Here is a 24,102-nt window from a genome sequence, read left to right as displayed (position 1 = left end):
GGGTGAGGAACGAACCCCAACATCATGGCGCATACCCAGGCACCACCGTTGGGGTTCGCAGGCTCACCCCAACCTACGGCCTGACTATCAAGTCCACCTGTGCATTCCTGCTTGGTAGGGTGGGCACGCTTTTTGTGCCCACGCGGAAGGAGCAGCGGCCAGGGCAAAAAGGTGGGCACAAACTACGTGCCCACCCTACGCGACTTCATACTTCAAACTTCACACTTCACCCTTCAAACTTCCTCAGTCACCCGTATTCGACTTTCGGCCAAGCTACTTTCGTGCATACGACTTTTGGTCAATCTACTTTCTATCAATCAACTTTTCTCCAATCTACCTTTTTCCAATAGCAGGCAACACCCCGCTCCCCTAAAAATTACCGCGCAGCAAAATACTGTGGAGGGTGCGTCCTACGGCGCCACTCTCATAACAAAAACCGGATGGGCACTTGGGGAAGCAGATCAAAAAGACCTGAACGGTTTCTCACGATAAATCCAGAGGAGTACAACTTAAATGAAACTATCCAAACTCGTAGCGGCCATGTTGGGGGGAGCCTGCGTGGCGGGCGCCGGCAGCATCCAGGCCGCCTCCTGGCAGGCCGGCGACTGGACCCTGGGTCTGGGCGGCAACATAAATGCGTTTTATACCGTCACCTCCTGCGACAGCGGCGACCTGAATTCCGGTGGGACTACCCTGGCGGGACTGGCGTGCGGAACCGCCGGTGACAGCCATTCGGTCTCCAACGGCCTGTTGCCCGCCTCGCTGAACTTCAGCGCCACAACCCACCAGGAAGGTTACGACATTGGTGCCAACATTAATGTCTACTATGGCCTGACCTCGCAAGGCGGCGCCGGCAGCGACGCCCTGGCGTTCTCCACAGTGGATGCCCGCCAGGTCTACCTGACCTTTGGCAATGAAAACATGGGCACCATCACCATGGGGCGCAACTTCGGCCTGTTTGCATTGGACGCCATCCTCAACGATATCAGCCTGGTCGGCGCCGGCCCGTCCTTTTCCGCGTCCGATCCGGGCCACACCACCCTGGGCGGCCTGGGTTACGGTTATCCCTATACCGACCGCCTGGCCCAGATCAACTGGACCCTGCCCACCTCGGGCGGCCTCTCCGCCACCATCGGTGTGTTCAATCCGCTGGATGGTGTCGAAGTGGGCGGCGGCCAGGCGGCGGGACACGCCAACCCCGGTTTCCACGGCAAGGTGGGTTATGCCTGGCAGGGCAGTACGCCCGGCCTGATCTCCGCCACCTACCTGATGCAGGATGTGGACCTGACCTCCGGCGCCTCCAGCCAGATCGAGGGCTGGGATATCTTCGCCAAGGTGAACATCAACAACTTCGATCTGGCCGGGTATTACTTCCAGGGCGACGGTATGAGCACCCTGGCACTCGGTGGCCTGGTGTTCCCCGGGTTCGACCCCGCCACCGGACAGGCCGAGGAGTCCAACGGTTATTACCTGCAGGGCAGTTACAAGTTCGGCAAGACCAAACTGGGTATCAACTGGGGCGAAAGCGAACAGAAAAAGATATCACCGGTGGAGAACACCCGCGTTACCCTTGGTGTTTATCATAACCTGACCTCTTCCCTGACGCTGTTGGCCGAATACTCCGATATGGAGAGCGAGACCTCGGTCGGCTCGGATGAAACCAACGCCTTCAACCTGGGTGCCATCCTGTTCTTCTGATCCACTGTGCCAAGCAGTCATATCCGCACCTGATTCCCTGCGGATAGTTATGCGCGTCCGGCCGGGCTTTGCCCGGCCGTTTTTTGTCCTCTGAAAACCGGGTAGGCACGGGGGCCTACCCCTACGGATCGGGCGGTGGTTGTTTTCGATACCGCGTAGGGGCAACCCCCCGTGGTTGCCCGGATCGACGGGCACCTGAAAACCGGGTAGGCACGGGGGCCTGCCCCTACGGATCGGGCGGTGGTTGTTTTCGATGCCGCGTAGGGGCAACCCCGTGATTGCCCGGATCGACGGGCGCCTGAAAACCAGGTAGGTACAGGGGCCTGCCCCTACGAAATACGATTACGTATAGCCTTTTTGCTCTTGGCGTTCTTGGCGAGAGGCAACGTCTTCTCTACGCGACTGGAATACAAAGATTGCCTTGGCTTTTGACGGCAATGTACGAAGCATCTTCCACCCCGTTCAATTCGACCGGAAGGATCGTCTTGTACCTTTGTAGGGGTCGACTTCGCAGACTGCGTTGGGGCATTCGACTTTTTTCCAATAGAGGCCTTTGCGGGTATCAACTACAACTGTACAGGCTGTATATACCATGAGGGACACCACCTGGCACCACCCTCATGTCAGATAACCAAATGGATAACCATGGGGGAGTAGAATGAAACAAGTCTCACTAGCACTGGCCATTTCGCTGGCCATTTCCGTCACCGCGCAAACCGCCAGCGCCACCGTCACCGATCAGGATATTCTGAGCGATCACAGCATTACCACCCAGGTCGTCACCAACGGTATGGGTCTTCAGGGGCAGCGTTTCAGCCCGCTCAAACAGATCAATCAGGGCAACGTGAAAAAACTGCTGCCCGTCTGGTCGTTCTCCTTTGGCGGAGAAAAACAGCGTGGCCAAGAGGCACAGCCGATTGTCCATGATGGCGTGATGTACGTTACCGGATCGTACTCACGATTGTTTGCCATCGACATAAAAACCGGCGAAGAGCTCTGGCAGTACGATGCCCGTCTGCCGGACGGCATCATGCCCTGCTGTGACGTAATCAACCGCGGCGCGGCCATCCACGGCGACTTGCTCTACTTCGGCACCCTGGATGCCAAACTGGTCGCCCTCGACCGCCTGACCGGCAAGGTCAAGTGGTCAAAGAAGATCGGCGATTACAAGGCCGGTTACTCGATCACCGCCGCGCCCACAATTGTTGAGGGCAAGGTGATCACCGGCGTCTCCGGTGGCGAGTTCGGCATTATCGGAAAAATCGAGGCCCGCGATGCCAAGACCGGCGAACTGGTCTGGTCACGCCCCACCATTGAGGGCCACATGGGCATGCTCAATGGCAAAGAGAGCACCATGACCGGCACCAAGAACGCCACTTGGCCGGGCGACATGTGGAAGTACGGCGGCGGCGCCACCTGGCTGGGCGGCACCTACGATCCGGAGACCCGTAGCATTTTCTACGGCACCGGCAACCCTGCGCCCTGGAACTCCCATCTGCGTCCGGGTGACAACCTCTATTCCACCTCGCGCATCGCCATCAATCCGGATAACGGCGAGATCAAATGGCACTACCAGACCACACCGAATGATGGTTGGGATTATGACGGTGTGAACGAGGTCGTCTCCTTCAACCAGGACGGCAAGAAACTGGCCGCAACGGCGGATCGAAACGGTTTCTTCTATGTCTTTAATCGTGAGGAAGGCAAGCTGGTCAATGCCACGCCCTTCGTCCGCGACATCACCTGGGCCAAAAGCATCGACCTGAAGACCGGGCGTCCGGTCTATGACGACGCCAACCGTCCGGGCAACCCGACCGCGTCCGCCGACGGAAAAAAAGGTAAATCGGTGTTCGCCGTTCCCTCATTCCTCGGTGGCAAGAACTGGATGCCCATGGCCTACAGCCAGGAGACCGAACTCTTTTATGTCCCGTCCAACGAGTGGGGCATGGAGATCTGGAACGAGCCGGTGAACTATAAAAAGGGCGCCGCCTATCTGGGTGCCGGTTTCACCATCAAGCCGCTGTTCGAGGAGTATATAGGCTCACTCAAGGCGATCGACCCGAAGAGCGGCAAGATCGTCTGGGAATACAAAAACAACGCGCCACTCTGGGGTGGTGTGATGACCACCGCCGGCGGCCTGGTGTTCACCGGGACTCCCGAGGGCTATCTGAAGGCGTTCGACTCGAAAACGGGTAAGGAGCTGTGGAAATTCCAGACCGGTTCCGGCATCGTCGGCTCCCCGATCACTTGGGAACAGGATGGCGAGCAGTATGTGTCGGTGGTCTCCGGCTGGGGTGGCGCCGTGCCGCTATGGGGTGGCGAGGTGGCCAAGCGGGTCAAGGACCTGAATCAGGGCGGCAGTGTCTGGACATTCAAGATCCCCAACTGATTCGCCCCGACCACCCATCGGCCGACCCGGTAACCCATTGGCCCCGGTAGCGCATTAGAGAAGCGACGACGACGCCTCTCTTCGCGCCACCGGACGACCACAGGGGAGCGGAAAGGCTGATAACCAAGGCAGTGGGATCTTACGATCCCACTGCCTTCATCCGTTGCGGCAACGGATACCGGGAGACGCAGCGCTACCGGGAAACCACCGGCCGACGCGCAGCGGGCTATCCAAGAGTGCGGCGATCTGAGAGAATCGGCCGAACCGTCCCATGCTGTTGAGTTATCGGTTTTTTATCGAGCCGGGTCATCGATCAACAGGGTGATATAATTAATAAAACAGACGAATCACCAGTCACTGTTCAGCTAAAGAGCCTTGAAACATGCCCAAGTTCCTTGTAGCAGATGATCACCCCTTGTTCCGTGACGCCCTGCGACAGGTCATCGAAGAGTATTTCGATGATGTCGAAATCATTGAAGTCTCCACCCTCGAGGAGGCAGTCCAGCGGGCCAGCGAGGATTTCGATCTCGATCTGATCCTGCTCGATCTTCGCATGCCGGGTTCGGAAGGCTTCTCGGGCCTGGTCTCCATCCGCAATGCGGCCCCCACCATCCCGGTGGCCATTGTGTCGGCCTCCGAGGATCCGGATGCAATCCGCCGCGGGCTCACCTGTGGCGCCTTCGGCTTCATTACCAAATCGAGCCCCAAGGCACGGATTGCCGAGGCGATACAGACGGTGCTGGCCGGTGGAACCTACGTACCGGATGAGCTGGAAAATGCCGATCTGGTAACCGGTCCACGCTCCACCCTCGACCATGAATTCCAGAAAAAATTTGCCCTCCTGACCCCGGCGGAACTCAGCGTACTGCACCACCTGACCGAGGGTAAACCGAACAAGATCATCGCCTGCGAACTGGATATCAAGGAGTCGACGGTCAAGGCGCACATCTCATCGGTATTGCGCAAGCTCGGCGTCAACAGCCGCACCCAGGCCGTGCTGGCAGCACAAAAACTGGGCAAGGCTTAACCCTGCCGCGCCCCACAGCAAACCGCCCGCCCAGACCGTAGGTGGCCACGCTTTTTGTGCCCACGCGGACGCAACAACATGGGATGACAGTTTGTAGCTTGGGGTAAGCCTGCGAACCCCAACGGGGTTTCAGAAGTTTGAAATGCGTGTGCGCCATGATGTTGGGGTTCGTTCCTCACCCAAATCTACAGGCTAGTTAAATTTACAGCGTAGGATGCGAAGTTACCCCTGGGAGTTGCACTCCTGCGACTTCATGCTGTGCGCCATCCATGCCCGCAAACGATGGGGCTTGAGGGGTTTATGCAGCACCCGATAGCCCGCCTTGGTTACCTGGTGGCGCATTTCATCACTGCGATCGGCCGTCACCACGATGGAGGGAGCGCGTATATCATATTCACGCTCCAGATAGAGCAGGATATCCACGCCGGTGATCCGGTTGTCCAGATGGTAATCGACAATCAGAAAATCCGGCTGAAGATTTCCGCTCTCCACCAACCGGCGTACCTCGTCCAGGTCAGCGGCGGTAAACACGTCGCAGCCCCATGAGGTCAGCAGGTGATACATGCCCTCGCGGATTGACGCCTCGTTGTCGATCACCAGCACCGAGGCCCCGTGCAGCGGCATCTCCAGGCTGGGCACGAGCCGCCGCGACGGTGGGCTGGACTGGATCTTCCGGTTGGATATGGGAATCTCCACGGCGAAGGTTGAGCCGCGCCCCAGGCGGGAGTCGACGATCACAGGTACATCCAGCATCCCGGCAATCCGCTTGACAATGGCCAACCCCAGGCCGACCCCGGGCGCCCCATTGTCCCCGGACTGTTTCAGCTGGTGAAACTCGTCAAAGATGGTGTCCAGGTCCTTGTCGCCGATACCGAGACCGGTATCGCTCACCTGCACGAGCAGCTTACCCTTGCGGCGCCGGCAGCCGATAAGAATTTTTCCGTTATAGGTGTATCTGACCGCATTGGAGAGAAAGTTGCGTAAAATGCGCTCCAGCAACTTGCGATCGCTGTTGACCGTCACCGATGAGTCGATCATGCGCAGCTCCAGCCCCGCGTCACTGATCACGGGTTGATACTCCTCCGTCAGCCGCTTCAGGACATCGGAAATCGGGAAGTCGCGCAGCTTGGTCGGCACCGCCCCGGCATCCAGCTTGGATATCTCCAACAGGGTGCTCAACAGATTCTCCACGCCCTGTAGCGCCAGGTCGGTCCGTTCCACCAGACGCTCGGTCTTCTCCGCCAGACGCTGCTCCTGCAGGGTGGAGATGAACAGGCGCGCGGCATTCAGCGGCTGCAGCAGATCATGGCTGGCGGCAGCCAGGAAGCGTGTCTTGCTGAGATTGGCCTCCTCGGCGGCCTTGGTGGCCAGGCGCAGCTCCTCCTCCACATCGAGGCGCTCGGCAATCTCCTGGCGCAGCTGTTCATTGAGCGTGGAGAGCGCCGCGGTGCGTTCCCGCACCCGCTCTTCCAGATGCTCCTTGGCCTCGCTCAACTGCACGGCGGCCTGGCGTCTGGCGGTGATATCGGTATAGGTGGTGACGAAACCGCCATTGGGCATGGGATTACGACGCACCTCGAGGACCCGCCCGGTGGGCCGCACATACTCGAAAAAGAAGGAACTGGATGCAGTCGCCTGCTCCAGCCTCTCCCTGACCGAACGCTCCATGTCAGTCGCGTACTCCTCGCGGTTGGCATTGAACTGGAGATATTCCTGGAACGGCATCCCCAGACGAACCAGCCCGTCGGGCAGCTCCAGCAGGTCGACGAAACGCTGGTTCCAGGCGACCAGCTTGAGCTCGCTGCTGTATACCGCCACACCCTGGCTCAGGTTGTCGATGGAGGCCTGCAACAGCACCGACTTCTCGGCCAGCTCTTTCTGGCGACGCAGCTCTTCCTGTTTCTTGATCTCGGTGATGTCGGTATAGATACCGACCACGCCGCCATCGCCGGTGCGCCGCTCGGTCACCTTGAGCCAGCGCCCGTCGAACATGCGCATGACAAAGGCACCATCGGGATTCTTGTGGCGCTGAAAACGGTCCTCCAGCCACTGCTGGCGATCCTGCAGCGCCAGCGGCACCCGGCAGTTGTCGATCAGGCCCTGGGAGAGCACCTGGAAGGAGCTGCCGTAAGGGATATCATTCTCGTCCATCCCCCAGTATTCGCGGAATTTCGAGTTGCACAGAATCAGGCTGTCCGTTTCATCAAACAGCGCAAACCCCTCGGAGACGCTCTCCACCGCCTCGACCAGCCGCAGCCGCGCGGTGTGCGCCTCCGCATTGGCGGAGTTCAGCTCGTCGTTGGTCTCCTCGAGGCGCTTCATTGCCGCCTCGAGTTCACCGGTACGGCCACGCACCTTATCGTCGAGCAGGATGGCCGTCTGGAACAGCGAGAAGGCCCCACCCTGGACATCCATGGTGCGTTCCACCTGATTCATCAGCGCGGTGACGATCTTGCGCAGGCGCTGCACCTCGTCGGTGGAACCCTGCTGGATATCCAGATAGGCGACCATCAGTCCGTCCCCTCCGATTGCGGGGCACCGATCGCCACACCGGTGAAGGTCTGGTTGACATGCATCCCGCCGAACTGCTCACCGTAGGTATTGAAACCGATGACCCGATTGGCCTGGAACAGCCCTTCGACCCGTTTCGCCACTTCGGGGTCCTGCATATACTCCAGCCGGCGAAACACACAGTCGCAGCCGATCACCAGTTGCGGTTCCCCCACATGGTCACGGATCTCCGCGAATGTCTGGGACAGGTTCTCCACCAGATCCACCCCTTCAGCCACGGTCAGGACAATCCCCTCACCAATGGCGCAAAAGAAGGTCAGGCTGTCATCTTCGGCCAGTTGCCGTATCGAACGGACATAATAGGCACCGCCGACACGCACCATGACCGGATGGGAGGCAAAGGTCATAGGGTCGAGGCGGTCATACTGGATGCCCACCAACCGCGCATACTCCATCCCCGCCGAAACCCCGTTGATCTCGCTGACATTGCGGGTCGCTATATCCGCCTCGGTAATCACCATCTTGCGTTCGCCTGCGACGAAATGCTGGGTGCGGAACACCTTGAAGGGACAGGTGGTGTTGATCATGCACAGTACCGCCACATCCTCGCGGGTCTGGCCGTTGTAATAGATCAGGGTCTTGCTGAAGCGCAGATCGTCGGCGGCCGAGCCACCGAACAGGGGAATATCGCCAATCTCGCCGTGAACCGCACTGAGCACGATCTCCTCCACCCCGCTCAACCCATCCACCAGCAGAAAGGCGAAGGTATGTCCGCTCACCGGCGCCACCCCGCGCACCGCGAGGTCGGTATGCAGCTCGGTCACCAGGCCGCGCGCCAGCTTCATATCAAAGCGGGAGAGATTGGGCAGGAGGGTCGAAGCGAGGCTGAAGCTGTCGCCCGGCAGGGCAAATCCGCACAGGCTCCGGTCCAGGCAACCGCGGGCGTTGATCTCGCCGGCGGTGGTACAGCCGATGACCTGGGCCTGTGGATAGCGCCGTGACAGGGCCGCGCCCACCCGCGCGATGTCGTAGTGGCTGGAGCAGAAGAACAGGACCGCTTCCGGCGCCATAACGCCAAAACAGCTAATCAGCTCCGCCACCGCCTGCTCGGCACCGTCTTTTACCGACACCCCGGATGCAATCTGTTGTTCCTGTCCTGTCACTTAATTCACTTCACCCTTAGAGTCTGGCTGGGGGAGTCTGTCGGGATTGACCGATGGTAGCGAGGAAAAGCCGGCTTGTTCAGCACATCCCTGCGTTCACCCCTTCGGGGTTTACGGGGTCACGCCAGCGGCCGGTTCAATCCTCACCCATCGAATCGATATAGGTGCGGATGGCCCATAGCCCTTCCTGAGGAATGGTGCCTTCGAATTTCGGCATATACACCTTGCCATCGCGCACGGCCCCGTTGATGACCCGCTCCTTGAACCAGTCGTCGCCATCAAAATCCTCTTCCAGGTAGCGCAGGTCGGGGGCAATGCCGCCCGAGATCACTTCCAGGCCGTGACAGCGGGCACAATTCTGGTTGTAGGCGGATTTTCCGATCTCGATGGCCAGCGGCTTCAGCTCGCCGTCCTCGCGAAACGGGTTGGTATCTACCCACTCATCCCCCAACTGCGGCAATCCGGCTGTGTCCACCGCCTGCGGCGTGACATCCCCATGGGCAAAAAGCTGCGCCGGCAGGCCAAGCGACAGGGTCAGTCCAATGATAAAAAGCGGACGATAGGTAAGCATTAGCGGTCTCCTCCTACGACAGGCATCGATCCCGCCATAGCACACGATTCAAGTCTCACCCTGGGGGTGTGAATGTTGTTTGGAAATATCGCTGACAACCCGGATCTTCATCTCGTCCTGCTCCCCGTGTCGGGAAGTGGGGAAGTGAAGTGGCATCCCGGGTCATCCAGCGCTGGGCCGGTCAGTTTCAACCTGAATCCGCCGTTGCGGATTCAGGACATTTATAAACCATGCCGAGACCCGAGACTCTTCAACTTTGGTTGAATCGGCCCGCGACGCAGGATGCCGGACATCGTGGTTTTTAGCGCGCAGGTTAGGGTGAGGAGGGAACCCCAACATCATGGCGCACACGCGTGCAACCCCGTTGGGGTTCGCAGGCTCACCCCAACCTACAGGCTGACAATATGCACTTCGGTTATTAGCGGTTTGACTCCACCCCCACCTGACCGGCGAGGGGGAGTTCTGGGAACAGCCGCGGGTAGAATTACCGCTGTGCGCAGGCGAGGTAGGCATCCATGATCAGGTGGGGATTTTTCTTCAACCGCTCCTTCCAGGGACCCAGTGCAACCCGGCCTTCAATCAGCCCGCGGATGACACCGACATGGTTGGTGCGGCCGACGCATTGCGCGCCGACCAAACGCTCGCCATCGAATTCCAGGCGCATATACCGATAGCCCTGCTGATCCTGCAGGACCGCCTGATCACCACCCGGTACGCCGTCCCACTCACCAAACGAAACCGAGATGAGACCCAGCGTATCCAGCACGTTCATCTGCATGGATCCCCGGTAGGGGGTCGGTTTTCCCACCATGTTCAGTGCGGCGATCCGACCATGATCCGTCGCCGTCGGCTGGATGGCGTGTACCACCCGGTCACCATTTTCAAAATCCGGACCCTGGGCGACATCCCCCACGGCATAGATGTGTGGATCGCTGGTGCGCAGGAATTCATTGACCAGAATGCCCTGGTCCACCGCCAGGCCCGCATCCTGCAGATAGTCGAGGTTTGACTTCACCCCGGCGGCGACCACCACCAGGTGGGCCGGTATCTGCTGTCCGTTATCCAGATCGACCAGCAGGGTATCCTCGCTGTTGCCCGGATTGGGCTCCACCCGGGTGATCCGGGTCGAGGTATGCACCGCCACGCCTCGCTCCTGGCACCAGTGTTTGAGCAGCGTGCCCGCCACCGGGTCGAGCATGCGCGGAACCATGCGGTCCCCCATCTCCACCACGGTCAGGTTGACGCCGCGCAGGGCCAGCGCCTCCAGGATAATACAACCGATGAAACCGGCCCCCATCAGCACCACGTTGGCGCCTTCATGGGCCAGTTCGATAATGTGACGGGCATCCTTCAGGGTCCAGCAGTGGTGCACCCGTTTCTGATCCAGTCCGGGAACCGGTGGGCGGATCGGAAGTGCCCCGGTAGCCAGGCAGAGCTGTTCATATTGAACCCCACTGCCATCGCTCAGGGCGACACGCCTGGCCGCCGCATCGATGCCGGTGACCCGGGCATTCCGCAACTGGATACCGAGGGCCTGGTAATGGTTCTCCTGTTGCCGCAGGTGGGTACCCGTCTCCCCCACCTTACCGACCAGCAGATAGGGAATCGCCATGCGCGAATACGGGGGTTCCGGCTCGTCACCCAGCAGCAGGATGGAACCTTCCGCATCGTTCCGGCGCAGATTCTCCACCACCGACACACCGGCCGGTCCGGCGCCGACGACGACATAGCGATAGACGGCATCCGCTGCGACGGACCCGGTATCGGTGACCTCTTGTGCCTGACCCATGTTGTTGCCAAACACTCGCTTCAGTAAGCCTATCAATTTTCGGTCTCCTCTATATGAGCGAATTCGTCCCCATAATTCCAAGTGATGCGGTTCGCAGGCCCGGCGCATCCCACATCCGAAAGCGCATTGGGCACTGGGCCGGATCTCGCCATCGGATGCAGGATGCGACGAGAAACGAACCGCATCAATCGGGTTATTGGCGGCGTCGGATCGGTTAGCGGCAGCGAGTTTGACTACTCACAAGCCGCGCGATCCGACGCCGGGGTTACGGCCGCCTCAGGCCAGGCCGAGACGTTCCAGGGTGTCACCCGTCGGTACGCCTTCCGCATTCCAGCCACGCAGCTGATAATATTCCGGCAACATCTTGCCCAGCTCATTCACCTTGCCCTTGGCCGGCCCGGTCTTGGCCGCATCCTTGAGGATACGCTTGGGCAGGGTATCGTCCGCACCGGTGAAACCGGCCGCCAGGTTGAACTGACGCTCCATATTCCAGATCCGCTCACCCATTTCGAGCATCGATTCAACGGTCCAGTCACCCTCACAGGCACCGTTCACCTGGGGCGCGATATCCTCCATGCTCCAGGCAAAGGTGGTGAAGATGCACAGCCCGCTGGCATCCACCGCCGCGGTCGCATCCTGGAACGCCTTCACCAGGCCGGCCTTGCCGGTGGTCTCCAGCGGATCGGTTTTCTCCGGAATACCCAACACCTCGGAAGCCACGGTGTAGGAGCGCAGATGGCAAGCGCCACGGTTCGAGGTGGCATAGGTCAGACCCATACCCTGAATACCGCGACTGTCATAGGCCGGAAACTCCTGTCCCTTGACACCCATGTGCATGTCGATGTGGCCATATTTCTCGCACAGCCGCTTCGAACCCAGCCCGATTTCACGCCCGAAGCCCTCGCCCTTCGCCGTCAGTTCGGTGATCTGCACCAGCGCCTCGGCGTTGCCGAAACGCAGTTCGATACCACCGGTCTCCTTGGTGGTGATGGCACCCGCTTCGAACATCTCCATGGCCGCCGAGATGGTCGCGCCGAGGGTGATCGGGTCCATGCCCTGCTCATTGCAGATAAAGTTGGCAAAGGTGATGGCTTCGAGATCGTTGACCCCGGTATTGGCACCCAGGGCCCAGGCATTCTCGTATTCCAGTCCACCCGACGCCACCTGATACTGCGGGCGATCCTTGACCGTGAAGTGTGAACGCTCAATCTTGGAGACCCGCTGACAGGCGATGGTACAGCCGAAGCAGGCGGCATTGGTGACCAGGTTCTTGGTACCGTCCTTGCGCACCGCGTGCATCGCCTCGCCGGAGATGTCGTTGGCCCGGGCGAACTGCACCTCCTGGTGATTGTTGGTCGGCAGGGCGCCGATTTCGTTAATCACGTTCATCAGTACCTGGGTACCGTAGGTGGGCAGCCCCACGCCGGTCACCGGATTGCCGGCCAGTACCGCCTTGCCCGCCTTGACCGCCTCCAGGAACTGCTCCACGTTATCCACCTTCACACCCAGGTTGCCGCGAATCGCCACCGCCTTCAGGTTCTTCGAACCCATCACGGTGCCGACGCCGGAACGCCCGGCGGCGCGATCCATGTCATTGACGATACAGGCGAACTTGCAACCCTCTTCCCCCGCCTTGCCGATGGAGGCGACACGGATCAGCGGATCCTGATGTTTCGCCTTGATCCCCTCTTCGGTATCCCAGACCGATTGGCCCCAGAATTCCGCGGCATCGACCAGTTGCGCCTGCTCGTTCTGCAGCAGCAGATAGACCGGCTTCGGGGACTTGCCCTCGAAGATGATCATGTCCCAACCGGCGTTCTTCATCTCGTTGCCGAAGAATCCGCCCGAATTGGAGCAGGCGATCGCACCGGTCAGCTCGCCCTTGGTGGTTACGGTATAGCGTCCGGCGGTGGAGGCCGAAGTGCCGGTCAACGGCCCGGTGGCCATGATCAGCTTGTTCTCCGGCGCGAGCGGATCGACCTTGGGGTCGATCTCCTCCACCAGGTACTTCGCGGCAAGCCCGCGTGAGCCGAGGAACTGGTGCGCCCATTCCATATTGAGCGCTTCGGTGGTGCAGGTGCCAGCCGTCAGGTTGACACGCAGAAGCTTTCTAGCCCATCCCATAAGATTAACTCCCGATTGCTGTGGTTATGCGGTGGCCGATGCGCCAGTGTCTGTCTTGGCTGCCCAGGCACGCATCTTCTCGAACCCGGTCGCTTCCGCATCGATAAACAGAATGGCCCCTGTAGGACAGGCCTTGGCGCAGGCCGGATCGCCGCCGCAGAGATCGCATTTCGCCACCTTGCCGCTGTCCGGAACGTAATTGATGGTGCCGAAGGGACAGGCGATGGTGCACACCTTGCACCCCACGCAGGCCGTCGCCAGCACCTCCTTTGCCCCGGTCCGCGCATTGATATCGATCGCGCCGGTGGGACAGGCCCGCTGGCACCACGCCTCGGCACACTGGGTGCAGGTATAGGGGACAAAGCGTCCCTCATCGTGAAACTTGAATACTCTGATCCGAGATTTGCTGGAGCTGAAAATACCCTCATGTTCCATCGAACAGGCGATTTCACACTGGGTACAGCCGGTGCATTTCTCGGGAATGATGTGCAGCGATTTTTGCATTATCTCCTCCCCGGAAGTTTACCCATCTCCAGCCGCGCGTAGCCTGATGCTGCTGGTTTCAAGGCGTAAAAAGGTGAATAAAATCCACTCATAGGCGAGTGTACCCAGGCACTCAAATCTCACAATTGAACTAAAGGCTTATGCTTTCCAAGACATAACGCTACTGCAGTGGAACGGCTCCACGATGCGCCGACCCGCATTGGCTTGAGAAGCAGGCCACCTACCAAAACTCGACCAAAGTCGAATACTCCCAATTGACAGTGATCAAGTCACAATCCGCCATCCGCGCTGAAAATAGGCGCTCCCTGATTCATACCGATTTATCGAGGCAAGAGAGTTGACACTGCTTGGACACAATTCGGCCGACCTGACGGTCAGCATCACAGTACGCGCCTTCAATTCCATGACCCGGTTCTGCGATCCGGAGCGGCTGGAGCGCGAAATCAGTTATCCGGTCGGGGCCACCATCGGCGACATCGTCAGGGACTTCAATATCCCGCTCGCCGAACTGTTCCTGATCCTGGTCAACGGCCGCGACGTGGCCCCGGGGTGCGTGGGCGACATACGCCTGGCCCATCAGCTCGAAGACGGCGATGTCATCGCCCTCTCCGGCCCCGTGCCCTACAGTTTCGGTTACGGTGCCCCGGTGGTTTGAGCGCCGCCGCGAGCCCTTAGGGTTCGCGCAAGAATAATTCCGTAGTACCGAGGGCGTTCCTGGACCACGCTGGCAAGGCACGCTTTGCAGGCAATGGCCGTTCCCTTGCCAAAAAGCGTAACGCCGCCAGCGGGGTCCAGGGGCGTCCGAATACAGGAACTTATTCTTGCGCGAGCCCTTAGACTTAGGTTGAATGGAGCGCACCCAGCCGATCGGCTAGCTTCGATTCCCTATGGATGTCATGTCGGGGGGATGATCGTTGCCACGTCTGCTGGGTGCCTTACTGTTATGGGGAGCGTTTTTCGGCTGGTCGTCGGCAAGCGCAACATCCCTGACCGCCGACCAGCTCTCCCGCTTTGTGGTCCCGCCGCTGGCACTCGGGACAAAGGACGCGCAACTGCCCGTCTGGCAGTTGCTGAACAGCGGTGGGGCCCTGGCCGGCTATATTTTCGAATCCCGGGAGCTGGCCCCGATTCCGGGCTTTTCCGGCACCCCGATGAATCTGCTGGTCAGCATCGACACCGACGGCAACTTCCTCGACATCAAGGTCCTGGACCAGAATGAACCGGTCTTTGTCAGTGGCCTGGGGCCGCGCCCTTTCCATGAGTTCGTCTACCAATATCGCGGCAAGTCCCTGGCCGACAACATCAAGGTGCTGCCCGCCGGCGCCAGCAAACCGGCCGACGCTGCCGCCGGCGCCAACAGCTATATCGACGGCGTCACCAAGGCCACCGCCTCGGTGCGGATCGCCAATGAAACCATTCTCGCCGCGGCGCTGAGCGTCGCCCGGGAGAAACTCGCCCATATCGCACCCAAACCGGCCGGCCATCCGCGCCAGGATCTGTTCGAGCCGATGAGCTGGGCGCAGCTGGCGGACAGCAGTCTCATGGAGCACCTGCGGATCGGCAACCGGGATCTGCAGCAGGCCTTTGCCGCCACGCCGTTTGCCGATGACGACAGTGAAGCCACCCGGGATCCGGATGGGCTCTATCTGGATCTGTGGATTGCCGACCTGAATCTGCCGAGCGTGGCGGGAAATATTCTGGACCCGGCAGCCCTCGCCACCCTGAAGCGGCAGCTGGAGCCGTCCGAAGAGCCGATACTGGTACTGGCCAATGGCCGGCACCGGCTGGTGGCGGAGGATTTTGTGCGCAACTCGGCGCCCGACCGCATGTCCATCCGCCAGCAGGGCTTTCCCATCAGCCTGCGGGATGCCGATGCCGAAATGGCATTCTTGCCCGGGGTGCCGGCGTTCGACCAGGCGATGATCCTGCGGGTCGATACCCGTTTCGGTTTTGATCCCGCCTCCCGCTGGGATTTCATTATCAAGGTGCTGCGCCAGCACGGCTCATTCCGGCCGACCACCGGCAGCCGGGACTTTGTGCTCAGCTACAGCCCGGACCCGCGCTACTTCATCCAGCCGCTGCCGGACACGGGACAACAGCCGGCCTGGCTGGCATCCTGGCGCGACAAGGCATGGGACCTGCTGTTGCTGACGCTGTTCCTCGGCCTGCTGAGTTACCTCCTCTTCAATCACCGGCGCAGCGTCACCGGCCCGCAGCGCCTCGCCACGCTGCGCCCGCTATTGCTGCTGATCACCCTCTTCTTCGTCGGCTGGTGGGAGCAGGGCCAGCTCAGCATCGTCACCCTGATCGGCCTGGTGCGGGCGATCTTCCAGACGCACAATTTTGCCTTCCTGCTGTATGACCCGATTTCGCTGCTGTTGTGGATCTTTACCCTGATCACGCTGGCCATCTGGGGCAGAGGCACCTTCTGCGGCTGGCTCTGCCCGTTCGGCGCCCTGCAGGAGTTCGCCCACACCCTGGGCCAAAAACTGGGGATCAGGGAGCTGCGCCTGTCGGCGGCGGTGACGGAAAAACTGGGCTGGATCAAGTTCGCCATTCTGGCGGCACTGCTCGGCAGCCTGTTCTTCTCCGCCTCGCTGGGTGACCGGCTGGTCGAGGTGGAGCCGTTCAAGACGGCCATCACCCTGAGCTTCCAGCGCGCCTGGCCCTATGTGCTCTATGCCCTTGCCTGCATCCTGGTCTCGATGGTCGTCTTCAAGGGTTACTGCCGCTTTCTCTGCCCCCTGGGGGCCGCCCTGGTCCTCGGCGGCCGGTTACGGCGCTGGGACTGGCTGGTGCGGCGCCGCGAGTGCGGCACCCCCTGCAAACTCTGCGCGGTCACCTGCCGCTACGAGGCCATCGAACGCCACAGCGGCGCGATCCGCTACGATGACTGTTTCCAGTGTCTGGAGTGCGTGGAGATCCATGACGACGCCACGCGCTGCGTGCCGCTGGTGCAACAGAACCGTCAGCGGGTGCGTTCACCTAATGCCGACGAGACATCTATAACTTAATGACATAGTAACGTAGGGTGGATAAGCGATAGCGCATCCACCAATGCTGTGGTGGATGCGCCTACCGGCTTATCCACCCTACGAGACTACGGTACTTGCCGGCAATGTAGGATGCCGGTGAGGCACGAACCGCATCAATTTGTACCGTATTTGATGCGGTTCGCAAGCTCACCAGCATCCTACCCCAGCATTGGGGTTTGTAGCTCGCGCAGCCTGCATCAAAAGGGACTGGGCACTCGGCCCTCGGCAAAAAACGCCTGAACCCGTTGCGCCAGCCCGCCGGCCGACGCCTCGAACAGCGCCCGCCCCTGTGCCGGGGTGGCCAGGTCGGGCCAGGAGCCGATCCGGCCATCCGGGTATTTCGCGCGGAAATCCTCCGCCCCCTGCACCTCGCCCTGCAGTGGCCCGGGCGGCGGCAGGGACCCGGCCTGGATCAGATCCTCGCGAAGATACTGGACCACCGCGATCTCGCTCGGCGTGGCGTGGCGCCCCTCCCGGTCACCGTAGTACTGTTTGCGCAGACCCACCACCGCCGTCACCTCGTACCAGTTGGTCAGGGTGCAGCGTAGCGCAAGCCCGGCCCCCTCACCCCGCTGTTCGGCGTGGATCTCACTGAAGGCCGCCTTGAGGGTGGCGATATTGCCGCCGTGGCCATTGATAAAAAAGAACTGGCGAAAGCCGTGCTGGGCCAGGGAGTGGATATAATCCCGCACCAGGGCGATCAGGGTGGCGGGGCGGAGCGACAGGGTTCCCGGAAAGGCCATATGATGTTCGGCGGCCCCGATACTGATCACCGGACCGACCAGCAGGTCCGCACGCCGTCCCGCCTCCCGCGCGATCGCCTCGGCCACCATGGCGTCGGTGCCGATGACACCGCTGGGGCCGTGCTGTTCAGTGGAGCCGATCGGAATGATCACGCCGTCGCTGCGCCGCCGGTAGGCCTCGACTTCCGGCCAGGTTAGATCGTGAAGCTGCATTCTCACTCCTCTCCCACGGGGGGTATGCCCCGCCATTTCCGGGTGGGTTATCCAGCAAAATGTACCCACGGATCCCTCACGCCAATCGGTGGGTTACGGCGCGCGCGGGCACCATACAGACTCCCAGCGACTGCGCAGGGCGCGCCTAACCCACCCTACGGAAGCGCCCTATTCCGGCTTCCCGCACCTTCTCTTTAAAGTAGATGTAGGGTGGATAAGCGACAGCGCATCCACCGTGGCCGTTCCCCGCCATCCATGGCCTTCACGGCATAAATCCATTCCTGGACAAAGCATTGGTGGATTCGCCTAGCGGTTTATGCACTCTGTGAAGCGTTTTATCCCCCAGACGCCGCAACCGCTCGGCAAGCCTTGGGTGGGAATGATAGACCAAGCTGAACCAGGGGTCCGAATCTTCCGCCGCGCCGTTGTGACGGGTCAGTTTGACCAGGGCGCGGGCCAGGGCGTCCGCGTAGCCGCAGGCCCCGGCGAAGGCATCGGCCTGGTGTTCAAAACCACGGATCATGCAGGAGAACAGCGGCTTGACCAGCAGGGCCGCACTCGGTGTCAGCAGCCAGAGCAGGGCCAGCCCCGTACCCGACGCCATATCGGCTGTCCCGGCGGCCAGGCTGAACAGGCCGATCCACAGGGCTGAGACCAGCAACGAACAGAGCTGAAAGAGCGGCATGTGCCGGGCACGCAGATGGCCGGCCTCATGGCCCACCACCGCCGCGATCTCCCCGGTGTCGAGGATCCCGCTCAGGGTATCCAGCAGCACCACCCGCCGCGATCCGGCCGCCCCGGTGACATGGGCATTGCCATGCGATGAACGGCGCGAGCCATCCATCACCAGCAGCGGCCCCAGGTCAATACCGGCCTGCCGCCCGATCGCCCGCACCCGGCACACCAGATCCGGATCATCAACCGGGCGATAGCGGTTGAACAGGGGCGCTATCAACGCCGGATAGAGCCAGGAGCGTACCCAGACAAACCCGCCCCAGAGCAGCGCCAGCAACCACCAACCCGCCTGCCAGCCTGGCTCCAGCAGGCGCGTGGCGGCGGCCGCCAGGCCGGTGCCGACGATCAACAGCAGGCCGGCCTTGACCAGGGTGTCGCGGAGAAACCCGCCAAGACGCTGGCGGGAATAACCGAAACGGCGTTCGACACACCAGACACGCAGCAGGGTGATGGCCCGCTGCACGGCCGCCAGCAACAGCAGCACCGAGAGCAGCAGGGCCCACTGGAGCGCCCAGCCGGAGAGACCGGCCGCCAGCCACAGCCGCTGCAGCAGCTCCAGCCCGGCCACCAGCATCAGCAGCACAAACAGCGCTTCGAGTATCAGCCCCAGCGCCGCGAAGCGCAGCCGCTGACGGCTGTAGTCGCTGCTCCGAGCCCCGGCCGGTGCCGATTGCCGTTGTTGATAGCGGAGCTCCCGCCCGTGCAGCCAGAGCTGCAGCAGCAGGCCCGTGATGACCAGGGCGGCCAACAGCGACGGGGGCATCAGGCGGCCTCCTCCCTATGTGGACCAGGGCGTGGATCGGGGTGAAGCTGTTCCAGCCACCGTCCGGGGAGGCCCGGACCCTGCCCGAGTACCGCACTGAACAGCTGTACCGCCGCCGCCCCGGCCGCTAACCGGCCCGTTAGCTGAGTCGGGCAGACTATACCGCCCACCGAAATCAGCGTCATCTCCCCAATCAGATCCTTGACCTGGCGCAGGCAGTGGCAGACCGCCGCCTCCGCCTGCCCGGGAACCGCCACCAGCAACACCCCGTCCAGACCGGCGCGTCGGCACGACAGCAGCGCCTGTTGCTGACGCCGCGACACCCGGGGCGCCAGCGCCACCTTGATCGCCAGCGGCACCCGCCCGCCCCCGTCGCGATGGTATTGGTCGCGCGCCTCCACGGCCCGGGTCAGCAGCGACTCCAGCCAGACGGGATCGGCCGCCCAGCCGCGGCGGGCGAAAGGCGAGCTCAGGTTGAGTACCAGGTAATCCGCCACCGGCAGCAGGCGACGCAGGCAGTGCAGGTAGTCGTCGATCATCCGCTCGGCGCTGGCACCCGCGGCGGGACGGATATTCACCCCCCGCGGCATGATCCGTCCCGGTGGCCGGCGCCGGCCCAGCCGGCGCACGCTGGCCGCCAGCGACTGCGGGGTCACCGACCCCACTTCGCTGAAACCGTACCCGGCCCGACTGGCGCCGCGTAACAGGCGGCCGCTGCGGTCGATACCGGCCGCCAGGCCGATCGGGTTGGCGATGTCGAGCCCCATCAGCCGGGTGGCATGTGGGTGCTCCCGTAAGGCGTGGCGTGGCGCTTCCGGCAGGCCACCCAGGCCCAGGAGCCAGAGCCGGAACGCCGCCCACAGCAGCCACCCGTTGCGCACATAGAACCCCGCACGACCCGTCCAGGCGCGACGCTGACGCTCAGGCGACGCTGGAACGGGGTCAGGCGACGCTGGCATGACGCAGGGCAAAGTCCCGCATGAAGCTCACCAGTGCCGCCACCGCCGACTCGCTCACCGCGTTGTACAGGCTCGCGCGCAGCCCGGTCGCGGCCGCGTGTCCCTTCAGATTGTGCAGTCGCCGTTCCCTGGCCTCGGCGAGAAACGCCCGTTCCAGCCGTGGCGTAGGCAGTTCGAAGCAGACGTTGACCGGCGAGCGCGCGGCTTCGGCCGCCCGGCAGTGGTAAAAACCGCTCTCATCGATGGTCCGGTAGAGCCATCCGGCATGGCGACGATTGCGTACCGCCATCTCCCCGAGTCCGCCCTCGGCCTGAATCCATTTGAACACCAGCCCGGCCATATAGATGGCCCAGACCGGTGGCGTGTTGACCCGGGAGTTGCTCGCCGCCAGCAACTCGTAGTTGAACACCGTGGGGGTGATCGGCAGGGCCCGTCCCAGCAGCGCCTGTTTGACGATCACCACCGTCAGACCGGCGATACCGGCATTCTTCTGTGCCGACGCATAGACCAGGCCGAAGCGGCGGATATCCAGCGGCGCCATCAGGAAGTCCGAGGTGATATCGGCCACCAGCGGTACCCGGCCGGTATCCGGCAGTTCGCGGAACCGCACCCCGTTGGCGGTCTCGTTGGTGGTGATATGGCAGTAGGCCGCGGTGGGGTCGAGTGACCATGCCGACCAGTCCGGGATAGCGGTATAGCCGCTGCTCGCGCCGTCGGCGGCGATGTTCACCCGGCAATAGCGCTTCGCCTCGTTGGCCGCCCGCTGGGACCAGTGGCCGGTCAGCGCATAGTCCGCGCACTCGCGGCCGCGCAGCAGGTTCATCGGCAGCAGGGAGAACTGCCCGTAGGCGCCGCCCTGCAGCAGCAGTACATGGTAGTCCGGGGGAATCTCCAGCAGGTTGCGCAGGGTCGCCACGGCCTCGTCGTGGATGCGGGCAAACGCCTCCCCGGTAAACGGGATCTCCATCACCGATTGACCGCTGCCGGCCCAGTTGTCCAGTCCCTCCCGGGCCTCCGCCAGTACCGCCTCGGGAAGTACCGAGGGCCCGGCGGCGAAATTATAGCCCGTGATCACCGGCCGGCCGTCAGGTGAACAGCGCGGCGCCATGGGAACCGGCGATCATGAAGAACAGGGCGGAGAAAGAGAGGATGGTGTTGCTGCGGGAGGAGAGAAAGGTGATCCGCGAGCAGCGGACCCGCTCGGTATGGCTGGCCGGGACGAAACCGATCACCTTTTTCTGGTGCGGCCAGAGCACCAGCCAGAGATTCAGGGCCATGGCGATGCCCGCCCAGACGCCGATACCCAGTACCGCCAGTCCGCCCTGCAGGGTCAGCACATCGATCAGGATGCCACGCTGCCAGAGCATGAAGAAGCCGCTGCCGAGCACCACCAGCGAGGCGTAGCGGAAAATCCCGTGTTCGCGCTGCAGGGCCGCCTCGAACTGCTTGCCCAGCACCTCCAGCGGCGCTTCGGGGCTGGCTGGCCGGTAGCCCGGGTTGACCACCACACTGGCATAGTTGTGGCCGATCCAGACCAGGATGCCCAAAAGATGCAGCCAACGGGCGGCCACGTCGAGCAGTTCGAGGGTCATCATCGGCTCAACCGCCCGCCAGCCACAGGGCCACCAGGGAGAGCAGCCCCACCAGGGCCAGGCCGGCTGTCAGCGTCCCGCCGAGGGTTTCGTGGGGCAACCTCATGGACGTATCAACCGCATCTTGCCGTTGATCGCCCCGCGTGAGCGCATCACCAGCGGCATCTGCGGTCCACTGTTGATGCGTGCCGCCGCCACCGCGGACTGAATGATGTCGAAGTGCCGGGACTTGGAGCAGGCCGGGTCGGTATTGGTGGCATCACCGGTGAGCAGGTAGGCCTGACAGCGACAACCGCCGAAGTCCTTCTCCTTCTCGTCACAGTCGCTACAGGGCTTCTTCATCCAGGCGTCGCCGCGATACATTTCGAAGGCCGGCGACTCGCGCCAGATCCACCCCAGGTCGTTATCCCGGACATTGGGGAAATCCACCCCCTCCATCACCTGCGCCTCCTGACAGGGCAGCGCCGAACCGTCCGGGGCGATGGTCAGGTGAATCGCGCCCCAACCGTTCATGCACGCCTTGGGTCGACCGTCGAAATAGTCCGGCACCACGAAGTAGATGGTCATGGTGTTGCCGAGACGTTTGCGCGCCTCATTGACCCGCGCCTCGGCGTATTCGATCTGCTCCCGGGTGGGCAGCAGCGCGGCACGGTTTAGTAACGCCCAGTTGTAATACTGGATATTGGCGAATTCGATATATTCCACCCCGGTACGCGCCGCCATGTCGATGATGTCGTCCACCGCCTCGATGTTGTAGCGTGACAGCGGGACATTGAGCACCACCGGAAAGCCCTGCGCCTTGACCTCCTCGATCACCGCCATCTTCTCGTCGTGGGACTGGACCCCGACCATGATGTCGTTCTTCTCCCGGTTGCTGTGCTGCAGACTCAACTGAATCTGTTTCAGACCGCAACGTTTGAGTTCGCTGAGCCGGTCCTTGCTAAGACCCATGCCGGAGGTGATCAGGTTGGTGTAGTAACCCAGCCGGTTACCCTCGTCCACCAGCTCCTCCAGATCCGGTCGCAACATCGGCTCGCCGCCGGAAAAACCGAGTTGCAGGCTGCCGATAGCGCGGGCATCCCGCAGCACTTTCTTCCACTCTTCGGTGGTCAGTTCATTTTTCAGCTCATCGAAATCGAGTGGATTGTTGCACCAGGGACACTTCAGCGGACAGCGGTAGGTGAGTTCCAAAACCAGCCACAGCGGCTTGCCGTTTCCATCAATCTTAAGCTTTGATCCAGCCTTTGCCACGGGCCACCTCCATAAAGTTGTAGATGTCACCATCGATATCGTCAGCGCCGAACAACTCTTTCAGTTGCGCAATGATCGACTCCATGGTGCGTTCCCCATCACACAGATTGAGGATGTTGCCGGCGGAATCATTCAGTTTGATAATGCCTTCCGGATAGAGCAGCAGGTAGGCCTGCTCCTGCTCTTCCCAGCGGAACAGAAACAGCGGGTTGATCACCGGCCGGTCATGCGGATTGAAAGGGGTATTCGATAGCGTCACGAGGCAACTCTCCATTCGACGGGCTTTGCGCTGACGGAGGTTGGCATCCTTGCAACTCCACACCGGAGCCGATCATCATTAACAGCAGTCCAGAACAGAGTTGGGGAGTCTTCATTGCGAAAACCCCCCAATTCATCACGGCTTAACGGGTATAAACGTAGGCCGTTACTTCGAAGCCCATACGGAGCTCACAAAAATCCGGAGTTTCCCACTTCATAGCATTCTCCTCTGTTTGGATTTATAAACCATCCTGGGACCCGGTGAACCTGAGGCAGTAACCCGGTTGCATTTGGAATAGCGCCGGTATCACCCAAGTATCAAGACTCAGGAACACTCTAGTATCCGGCCCACAGGCGAACAATTAGCCAAAAGTCGAAGGGGTGAATGCCGGATTAATAAATGTCGTAGATCGTAGCCCGGATGCAGCCCGCCCCACGAAAGCCCGACAGATACTCATCCCCGGACGGGCGGAATCCGGGGCATTGCCCTGCATTCGCTCCGCGCCCCGGATTGCGCCGCCGTGGGCACGTGCGGTAATGCCTGTTTCGGTGGCGGCGGCTTCATCCAGGCTATGCTACCGCGCATGCAGATGGATATACGATGGGCGGTAGGGGCAGGCCCCTGTGCCTGCCCTTTTTCGACGGAGCCGCGACCAGCCGGGCAACCACGGGGGGTTGCCCCTACACTGAATCTGAAGCAACCACCGCCCCACCCGTAGGGGCAGGCCCCCGTGCCTGCCCTTTTTCGACGGAGCCGCGACCAGCCGGGCAACCACG

19 protein-coding genes are annotated in these 24,102 nt (G+C 61.7%); 5 read left to right on the top strand and 14 right to left on the bottom strand.

Annotated features, from left to right (window positions below; genetic code table 11):
* The first annotated feature begins 513 nt into the window (after window positions 1-513).
* The 3 genes from O9K64_RS18660 to O9K64_RS18650 all read left to right on the top strand — a co-directional run bounded on the left by O9K64_RS18660 (window position 514) and on the right by O9K64_RS18650 (window position 5,114).
* Complete coding sequence (locus tag O9K64_RS18660; RefSeq protein ID WP_275099615.1) at window positions 514-1,698, top strand: porin; 1,185 nt, start codon at window positions 514-516, stop codon at window positions 1,696-1,698.
* A gap of 658 nt (window positions 1,699-2,356) precedes the next feature.
* Entirely contained in the window at window positions 2,357-4,087 is a 1,731-nt protein-coding gene (locus O9K64_RS18655) for a PQQ-dependent methanol/ethanol family dehydrogenase (RefSeq protein WP_275099614.1), read from the top strand.
* A 382-nt stretch (window positions 4,088-4,469) separates the two neighbouring features.
* The gene (locus tag O9K64_RS18650; protein ID WP_275099613.1) at window positions 4,470-5,114 is read left to right on the top strand and encodes a response regulator; all 645 of its coding nucleotides are present in this window, start codon (window positions 4,470-4,472) and stop codon (window positions 5,112-5,114) included.
* Window positions 5,115-5,336: 222 nt separating this feature from the next.
* Here O9K64_RS18650 and O9K64_RS18645 read toward each other — a convergent pair whose 3' ends face one another.
* From O9K64_RS18645 to O9K64_RS18620, 6 genes are all read right to left on the bottom strand, one after another.
* A complete protein-coding gene (locus O9K64_RS18645; RefSeq protein WP_275099612.1) occupies window positions 5,337-7,625 on the bottom strand; it encodes a NahK/ErcS family hybrid sensor histidine kinase/response regulator in 2,289 nt (762 codons plus the stop codon).
* Window positions 7,625-8,788 (bottom strand): nitric oxide-sensing protein NosP, encoded by a 1,164-nt coding sequence (nosP, locus tag O9K64_RS18640; protein WP_275099611.1) that lies wholly within the window; start codon window positions 8,786-8,788, stop codon window positions 7,625-7,627. The genes O9K64_RS18645 and nosP overlap by 1 nt, the downstream gene beginning before the upstream one ends.
* A gap of 136 nt (window positions 8,789-8,924) precedes the next feature.
* Window positions 8,925-9,359: a cytochrome c-550 PedF gene (gene pedF / locus O9K64_RS18635; RefSeq protein WP_275099610.1), complete on the bottom strand. Its 435-nt coding sequence runs from the start codon at window positions 9,357-9,359 to the stop codon at window positions 8,925-8,927.
* 484 nt (window positions 9,360-9,843) lie between these two features.
* Window positions 9,844-11,184 carry an NAD(P)/FAD-dependent oxidoreductase gene (locus O9K64_RS18630; protein WP_275099609.1) on the bottom strand — a complete coding sequence of 447 codons (1,341 nt, stop codon included), beginning with the start codon at window positions 11,182-11,184 and terminating at the stop codon, window positions 9,844-9,846.
* 240 nt (window positions 11,185-11,424) lie between these two features.
* Entirely contained in the window at window positions 11,425-13,272 is a 1,848-nt protein-coding gene (locus O9K64_RS18625) for an aldehyde ferredoxin oxidoreductase family protein (RefSeq protein WP_275099608.1), read from the bottom strand.
* 24 nt (window positions 13,273-13,296) lie between these two features.
* A complete protein-coding gene (locus tag O9K64_RS18620) occupies window positions 13,297-13,776 on the bottom strand; it encodes a 4Fe-4S dicluster domain-containing protein (protein WP_275099607.1) in 480 nt (159 codons plus the stop codon).
* Window positions 13,777-14,113: 337 nt separating this feature from the next.
* Between O9K64_RS18620 and O9K64_RS18615 the strand changes: the two genes are divergently transcribed.
* On the top strand, window positions 14,114-14,431 hold the full coding sequence (locus tag O9K64_RS18615) for a hypothetical protein (RefSeq protein WP_275099606.1): 318 nt from the start codon (window positions 14,114-14,116) through the stop codon (window positions 14,429-14,431).
* 259 nt (window positions 14,432-14,690) lie between these two features.
* Window positions 14,691-16,790: a 4Fe-4S binding protein gene (locus tag O9K64_RS18610; RefSeq protein ID WP_275099605.1), complete on the top strand. Its 2,100-nt coding sequence runs from the start codon at window positions 14,691-14,693 to the stop codon at window positions 16,788-16,790.
* Window positions 16,791-17,008: 218 nt separating this feature from the next.
* Here the strand turns inward: O9K64_RS18610 and O9K64_RS18605 are convergent, their stop codons facing one another.
* From O9K64_RS18605 to pqqA, 8 genes are all read right to left on the bottom strand, one after another.
* Window positions 17,009-17,767 carry a creatininase family protein gene (locus tag O9K64_RS18605; protein WP_275099604.1) on the bottom strand — a complete coding sequence of 253 codons (759 nt, stop codon included), beginning with the start codon at window positions 17,765-17,767 and terminating at the stop codon, window positions 17,009-17,011.
* 262 nt (window positions 17,768-18,029) lie between these two features.
* The gene (locus O9K64_RS18600) at window positions 18,030-19,265 is read right to left on the bottom strand and encodes a M48 family metallopeptidase (RefSeq protein ID WP_275099603.1); all 1,236 of its coding nucleotides are present in this window, start codon (window positions 19,263-19,265) and stop codon (window positions 18,030-18,032) included.
* Window positions 19,265-20,146 carry a hypothetical protein gene (locus tag O9K64_RS18595; protein ID WP_275099602.1) on the bottom strand — a complete coding sequence of 294 codons (882 nt, stop codon included), beginning with the start codon at window positions 20,144-20,146 and terminating at the stop codon, window positions 19,265-19,267. The genes O9K64_RS18600 and O9K64_RS18595 overlap by 1 nt, the downstream gene beginning before the upstream one ends.
* Before the next feature lie 61 nt (window positions 20,147-20,207).
* Window positions 20,208-21,332 carry a 3-phosphoserine/phosphohydroxythreonine transaminase gene (gene serC, locus O9K64_RS18590; protein ID WP_275099601.1) on the bottom strand — a complete coding sequence of 375 codons (1,125 nt, stop codon included), beginning with the start codon at window positions 21,330-21,332 and terminating at the stop codon, window positions 20,208-20,210.
* A complete protein-coding gene (locus O9K64_RS18585) occupies window positions 21,310-21,819 on the bottom strand; it encodes a hypothetical protein (RefSeq protein ID WP_335342319.1) in 510 nt (169 codons plus the stop codon). Before O9K64_RS18585 ends, serC begins: the two co-directional genes overlap by 23 nt.
* Window positions 21,820-21,918: 99 nt before the next feature.
* Window positions 21,919-23,067, bottom strand: a complete 1,149-nt coding sequence (pqqE, locus tag O9K64_RS18580; RefSeq protein ID WP_275099600.1) for a pyrroloquinoline quinone biosynthesis protein PqqE — start codon at window positions 23,065-23,067, stop codon at window positions 21,919-21,921.
* The gene (pqqD, locus tag O9K64_RS18575; protein ID WP_275099599.1) at window positions 23,042-23,326 is read right to left on the bottom strand and encodes a pyrroloquinoline quinone biosynthesis peptide chaperone PqqD; all 285 of its coding nucleotides are present in this window, start codon (window positions 23,324-23,326) and stop codon (window positions 23,042-23,044) included. The genes pqqE and pqqD overlap by 26 nt, the downstream gene beginning before the upstream one ends.
* Before the next feature lie 142 nt (window positions 23,327-23,468).
* The gene (gene pqqA / locus O9K64_RS23815; protein ID WP_260292450.1) at window positions 23,469-23,543 is read right to left on the bottom strand and encodes a pyrroloquinoline quinone precursor peptide PqqA; all 75 of its coding nucleotides are present in this window, start codon (window positions 23,541-23,543) and stop codon (window positions 23,469-23,471) included.
* Between the last annotated feature and the right edge of the window lie 559 nt (window positions 23,544-24,102).

This window comes from Sedimenticola hydrogenitrophicus (genome assembly GCF_029017505.1).
Classification (GTDB): domain Bacteria; phylum Pseudomonadota; class Gammaproteobacteria; order Chromatiales; family Chromatiaceae; genus Sedimenticola; species Sedimenticola hydrogenitrophicus_A.
Note: the sequence above shows the minus strand (reverse complement) of the source record. Positions and strands in the feature narration are given on the sequence as shown.